Raw genomic sequence first — 6,246 nt, 5'->3', positions numbered from 1 at the left:
CTGGATAAAATAATTATTCAGATCCTACTCGATTTTAAGTGATAATTATTAGCTTATTTTTGACATGGTTTTAAATTCGCTAAACTCATCACTATTATCTACCTCAAATAATTTCTTATAACAATATGATATTATATCTCCTCTTTTTATAATTCCGATGAATATATTTGAGTCATCAACTACTGGAACGAAATTTTGTGATTTAGCAACAAGTATTAAACTTTCAATATCAGAATTAATTGATACGGGTTTATCCTTAAAATGTCTTGGTATATCCTTTATTAAAACATTTTCTGTATCCTTTAAGCTTAATTCGGAAGAATTTTTTAATTTCCAAAGAAGATCACCTTCTGTTAAAGTACCTACATATTTTCCTTTATCATCCACTAAAGGTATGGAAGTATATCTATGATATTCCATTCTCTCCATTGCTCTTCGCATAGTAGAACTAACCTTTTCAAAAATTACTTCGCTTTTAGGAGTTAGAAAAAAGGCAATGTTCATATTTTATCATCCTCCAATAAATCAATATTCAATAAGTAAACTAAAAAGCTATACTTTAATTATAACATAGTTTTCAGACTAAAAGAGAGTAAAGTTTTTAATAATTTAAGAACATGTAAAGCTATCAGTTGATTCTATAATTTATTAAACACAAAAACATATGAGCAATAAATTCTTTAGGAAATGTAATTGCTAAAGTGTTTCTAAAGGCTATTATGGATTTAGATGTATCTAAAAGATTGCAATTTTTAAAAATTAAATAATCTTTTGGTGAAAGTTCCTTACTATTCATATTTTCTTTGTATATATTTACTTTTTGTAAAATTTTATTTAAAAGTTCATCATAACTATATATATTACATCTTTCAATTTCTAAAATTTCTGCAGTAATTTCCATAGCCATGATAATATTAACACGACTTTTTGTTATAATTCCTGAAAAGTTTTCAATCTTTTTTATAGCTCTTAATAGTTTTAAATGACTATATATGGAATTGTTAAAACTTAAGGAATCCATTATAAGTTTAAACTCAATGACATTAATATTTACTAATAATCCCTTAGGTAGCTCATCTTTGAAAAAATAATAGTTTTGGCCTGTTAATTGCTTAAAAGTTTTTAATGTATCTAAATAGCCTATACTTATATTTCTTTTAATTCTTTCACTATCAAAACTAATAATTGGACCAAGATTTTCACTGCATTTTATTTCTATTATAGGTATATCATTTATATTATTAATTTTTTGACTGAACCCAGGTCCATCTATATCCACTTGGATTATAGCAGAACAAGGGCTATTTAAAAGCATGCTGGTTGGAATATTATTATACATACCTCCATCAACAAAAGTGACACCATCAATAACCATGTGCTTTAGACCAGGTAGAGAGCAACTTGCCATTATATAGTCAATAATTTTTCCGTAAGGAATATCGGTCTTAAATATTTCTATAGGTTTTAGGGGAAACATAGTAAGGGTAACAATACCAAAATCTATAGGTGAATTCCTTATTATATCTTCATTTAAATAGCGTTGTAGTAATCTTTTTAAAGGTGCATGATCTAACCCTCTATTAGATATAATATTTTTCATCAATTTAGCAAGATTTTTAAATGATAGATTTTCATCTATAGAAAAATTATCATCAATATTGAAGCAAGTTGAAAAATCTATTGATAGCCATAATTCTTCTAAATCATTATAATTATTGCTACATATAAAAGCACTATTAATAGCCCCAATAGAAGTTCCAACTACTGAACATATATCTATATTTAATTCTATCAAAGCTTTCCACACTCCAACTTCATAAGCGCCCCTAGAACCACCACCACCTAATACTAATCCGTAACTATTCAAGCGTTATAACACCCCTTTGACAAGTAAAATTAACTTAAATATAATTCTACTTAATATTATATTATACTAAATGAGTTATATTTGATAATTATCACAATGATTATATTATATATACTAATAATTACTATTTATAAGTTGAACTTTTATGTAAAAAACTATATAATTAGTATATACTAACAATAGAATTATAGTATAGTAAACTATTTTAAATGATGTAATTTAAAAATGTCGGAAGATTTCAATAATAACCATGATGAGAAGGAGATTAGTTATGGAAATAAGTTTAAATTTAATAGAAGAAGCAGTTAAATCCAATAGTATTGAGGAAGTTAGGAAAGCATTAATTGAATACATAAGAGTTGAACCGGAAAATTCAGAAAAAATTATAAATGCATTAAATTATGCTAAAGAAAACATTAAGGGATTGTTTGAAATTCATGATGGAGCAAAACTAGAAGAGGATAATAAGTGGACTAAAGAATATTTTTTGAAAACTATTCAAGATTTATCAAATAATTTTTCAGAAGAAAGATTTAACCATTTGTGCTTAGTAGGAGCTTTTATATATCCAAATGAAGATATTATAGAACAGGATACAGTTATAATTAACAATGTAAAACCTATTTCAGATGCTGAAATTAAATTTGAAAAAGTAAAGTCTGCTATTGCATTAGGAACTGGACTTTTAATAGGATACATCATTGGTAAAAAGATTAATAAAAAAAGATAATATATATTAAAATGCCCTATTAGTNNACTAATAGGGCATTTTAATATTTTTAGGAAGTATAATGTATTGAAATTATTTTACGATTTTTATTGAAAACTACCACTATATAAATCATATCTTTCAATATGATTAATATGTTTTTGATAATCTTTATTCATTAAATTTATAGTAGTATAGCTTTCGCGATTAATAAAATTAGGATCTGATATTAATTTACACCCTAAATTTAATACATTATTTGCAGCTTCACAAGTTTTTTTTAAAAGATCTCTGTCAATAACTGTAGCATCAATATTAATATATGGATTTATATCAATACAATTATCAATTTCTATAGGATTACCACCTAAATCAGTTATTATTTTACATATTCTATATGCATGTTTTTGGTAATCATTTCGAACTTTAGATATTTGAGAAATAACATTTTCATTTTTAGAGTGCTTTATATAATCTTCAAAAGTGTTTATATCAATATATATGCCATGTAATAATTCGTTTAAACTATTAACTATATATTTTTTATCCAAGAAAATCAACTCCTTGCAATAATATTCATTATATTATTGCCTAAGTGGTATTGACATTATTCACATTAGAAAATATTTTAAAAGGATAAAAAGGCCATTTAATATATGACCTTTTCAAACCATACTAAGCTTTTATAACTGGTTTGTCTAGTTTTTCTGGGTCTTCTAGTTTTTCCATTGAGAATCCTGTGTATCCGTAAACTATTGATATTATAGGATTTATATAGTTCAAGAAGCAGAATGGTGCATATAAGAAACAAGAAACACCAAGAGTAGTAGACATAAATGCTCCACAGGTGTTCCATGGAATAAATGGTGATGTTAATGTTCCAGAATCTTCTAAAGCTCTAGATAAATTCTTAGGTGCTAAGCCACGTTTAGCATATTCATCTTTATACATTCTACCTGAAATAACTATAGATAAATATTGGTCCCCAGCTAATATATTAATAACTATGCAAGAGATTATAGTAATTAGTACAAGGGAACCTGTGTTAACTGCTAACTTAAGCAATTTTTCAGCAATTACATTTAAGAATCCTGCCTTCTCCATTACACCACCAAAGGTCATAGCACACATAATCAAAGAAACTGTATACATCATACCTTGTAGTCCACCACGGGTTAATAGTTCATCTACCACTTCAATTCCAGTTTCACTTACATATCCATCATTTAAAACATTAACTATATCTCCATAGTTAGCGCCTTGTACTAAAACTGCTAAAAGTACACCTGTAGCAACACCTATTAGTAGTCCAGGAATTGCAGGCATTTTTTTAATTACAAGTATTATTACTATTATTGGAGGTAGTAATAGAATAGGGTTAATTGCCCCAGAAGCTTTTAAACCATCAAATAGTATATTCAGTTTAGAAACATCTAATTCTTGACCTGCATATTTCATTCCAAGGATAGCGAATAGTATAAGAGAAATTATTAAACTTGGTGTTGTAGTATAAAACATGTGCTTGATGTGATCAAATAAATTAGAACCAGCCATGGCAGGAGCTAAGTTAGTTGTATCAGAAAGAGGGGACATTTTATCTCCAAAATATGCACCAGATATAATAGCACCAGCTATCATCGGAGTAGGGATTCCTAAGCCTATACCAACTCCCATAAGTGCTATACCTACAGTGCCAGCAGTTGTCCACGAACTTCCAGTAGCTAATGAAACTATAGCGCATATTATACATGTAGCTACTAAGAATATACCAGGAGATAAAATTTTAAGACCGTAATAAATCATTGTTGGTACAGTACCACTTAATATCCAAGCACCAATTAAAACTCCAATTATCATAAGTATTATAATTGCTTGCATTGACATTTGAATAGTATCAATAAATCCTTTTTCAAGATCTTCCCATTTAAATCCAATACATAAAGCTGTGATAGTTGCAGCTGCAGCTGCAATTATTAAAGGAATATGTGGACTTGATTCATAAAATATAATTGCAATAGATAGAGAAACAATGAGAATTAAAATAGGTATAAGGGCTTGCCAAACTTTTGGTTTTCTAGGTGGGGGAGCTATCTTATTAGATTTTTGTTTTTTTTCTTTCATTAACAACACACTCCTATATTAAATTCCAATTTTAATAATTAAATAAATTATATATCAGTATAATTATAATTGCAATACTATTCAGAAAATTTATGAATTAAAAAATAATTTTTAATATCATGCATTTCGGAGAAAAAATATTGATTTAAATAGCTTTTATTATTAGATTATGAAATTTATTGAAATATTATATTCAATTTATTCTCGTTAAAAAAGAGCACAAAAGAATTTTTGTGCTCAGAGTTATAAAAAATATTATAATTATACATTTATATATTAAATGATTTATAGGCTGTAAGAAATTTATTTATATCATCTTCGCTATGAGAAATTGAAAAGAACATTGCTTCAAATTGTGATGGTGGCAAATTAATTCCATTGTCTAACATATGCATAAAATATTTTTTGAATAAATTTGTATTACAACTTTTAGCATCATCGTAATTATTAATTTCATTTAAATCTGTAAAAAATACAGTCATCATCCCACCAACTCTATTAACTACTACATTTATATTTTTTTCTTTTGAAATTTCTTTAATACCATTTTCTAATCTTGTTCCTATGGTTTCTATATGGGTATATATATCTTGTTTTTCATACAATTCTTTAACTGTTGCTATTCCAGCAGCCATAACAAGAGGATTACCTGACATGGTTCCTGCTTGATACACAGGGCCTAATGGAGCAAGGAGTTCCATAATTTCTCGTCTTCCGCCATAAGCACCACAAGGCAAGCCGCCTCCAATAATTTTACCATAGGTAATAAGATCAGGTTTAACATTCGGGAATAGCTCTCTTGCACCCTTATATGCAATTCTGAAACCACACATTACTTCATCAAATATTAATAAAGCACCATTTTCTTTGCAAAGTTTATCTAAGTTTTTCATGAACTCCACAGAAGGCTTAATAACACCCATATTTCCAGCAATAGGTTCGATAATAACACATGCTATATCATTACTATAAGCAGTAAATATTTCTTTTAAATTATCTATGTCGTTATAATTAGCAACAATTGTATGCTCTATGTGTTCTTTAGGTATACCAGCACTGCCAGGTATGCCACAAGTCATAACACCAGAACCTGCACTTACTAAAAATCCATCATAATGACCGTGATAACAACCGGCAAATTTAACAATTTTATTTCTCTTAGTATATCCTCTTGCTAATTTAATTGCACTCATAGTAGCTTCAGTACCAGAGTTAACCATCCTAATCATATCAATTGAGGCAGTTTCACATAAAAATTTTGCTAAGTCTAATTCTAATTTTGTTGGTGCACCAAAGGCTATAGCCGTTTCTGAAGTATTTTTTATAGCATCAACAACTCTAGAATTACAATGCCCTAAAATCATAGGTCCCCAAGCTCCAACAAAATCTATGTATTCTTTATTTTCTTCGTCATATATTTTAGAACCCATACCAGATTTTATAATAGGAGGGGTGATACCCATATCCTTAAGTGCTCTTACTGGACTATTAACTCCTCCGGGAATATACTTTTTGCTTTCTTCAAATATAGTTTTATTGTTCATTAAGC

General features: G+C 28.0%; 6 protein-coding genes. 1 reads left to right on the top strand and 5 read right to left on the bottom strand.

Features of this window, described 5'->3' with window-relative positions; genetic code table 11:
* Positions 1–48: 48 nt before the first annotated feature.
* Both B3630_RS05465 and B3630_RS05460 read right to left on the bottom strand, forming a co-directional pair.
* Positions 49–504 carry a CBS domain-containing protein gene (locus B3630_RS05465; protein WP_035135753.1) on the bottom strand — a complete coding sequence of 152 codons (456 nt, stop codon included), beginning with the start codon at positions 502–504 and terminating at the stop codon, positions 49–51.
* A 124-nt stretch (positions 505–628) separates the two neighbouring features.
* The gene (locus tag B3630_RS05460) at positions 629–1,867 is read right to left on the bottom strand and encodes a patatin-like phospholipase family protein (protein WP_346896226.1); all 1,239 of its coding nucleotides are present in this window, start codon (positions 1,865–1,867) and stop codon (positions 629–631) included.
* Positions 1,868–2,138: 271 nt separating this feature from the next.
* On the opposite strand from B3630_RS05460, the gene B3630_RS05455 reads away from it, so the two are divergent.
* A complete protein-coding gene (locus tag B3630_RS05455) occupies positions 2,139–2,597 on the top strand; it encodes a hypothetical protein (protein ID WP_346896224.1) in 459 nt (152 codons plus the stop codon).
* Positions 2,598–2,683: 86 nt separating this feature from the next.
* Here B3630_RS05455 and B3630_RS05450 read toward each other — a convergent pair whose 3' ends face one another.
* From B3630_RS05450 to hemL, 3 genes are all read right to left on the bottom strand, one after another.
* On the bottom strand, positions 2,684–3,127 hold the full coding sequence (locus B3630_RS05450; protein WP_346896222.1) for a hypothetical protein: 444 nt from the start codon (positions 3,125–3,127) through the stop codon (positions 2,684–2,686).
* A gap of 124 nt (positions 3,128–3,251) precedes the next feature.
* The gene (gene nhaC, locus B3630_RS05445) at positions 3,252–4,697 is read right to left on the bottom strand and encodes a Na+/H+ antiporter NhaC (RefSeq protein ID WP_346896220.1); all 1,446 of its coding nucleotides are present in this window, start codon (positions 4,695–4,697) and stop codon (positions 3,252–3,254) included.
* A gap of 269 nt (positions 4,698–4,966) precedes the next feature.
* Positions 4,967–6,241 carry a glutamate-1-semialdehyde 2,1-aminomutase gene (hemL, locus tag B3630_RS05440; RefSeq protein WP_346896218.1) on the bottom strand — a complete coding sequence of 425 codons (1,275 nt, stop codon included), beginning with the start codon at positions 6,239–6,241 and terminating at the stop codon, positions 4,967–4,969.
* Positions 6,242–6,246: the final 5 nt, after the last annotated feature.

Origin of the sequence: Clostridium sp. UBA7503 (assembly GCF_002477055.1) — a bacterium.
In the GTDB taxonomy this organism is placed as follows: domain Bacteria; phylum Bacillota; class Clostridia; order Clostridiales; family Clostridiaceae; genus Clostridium_J; species Clostridium_J sulfidigenes.
This window is presented reverse-complemented; position numbering and strand designations above follow the sequence as displayed.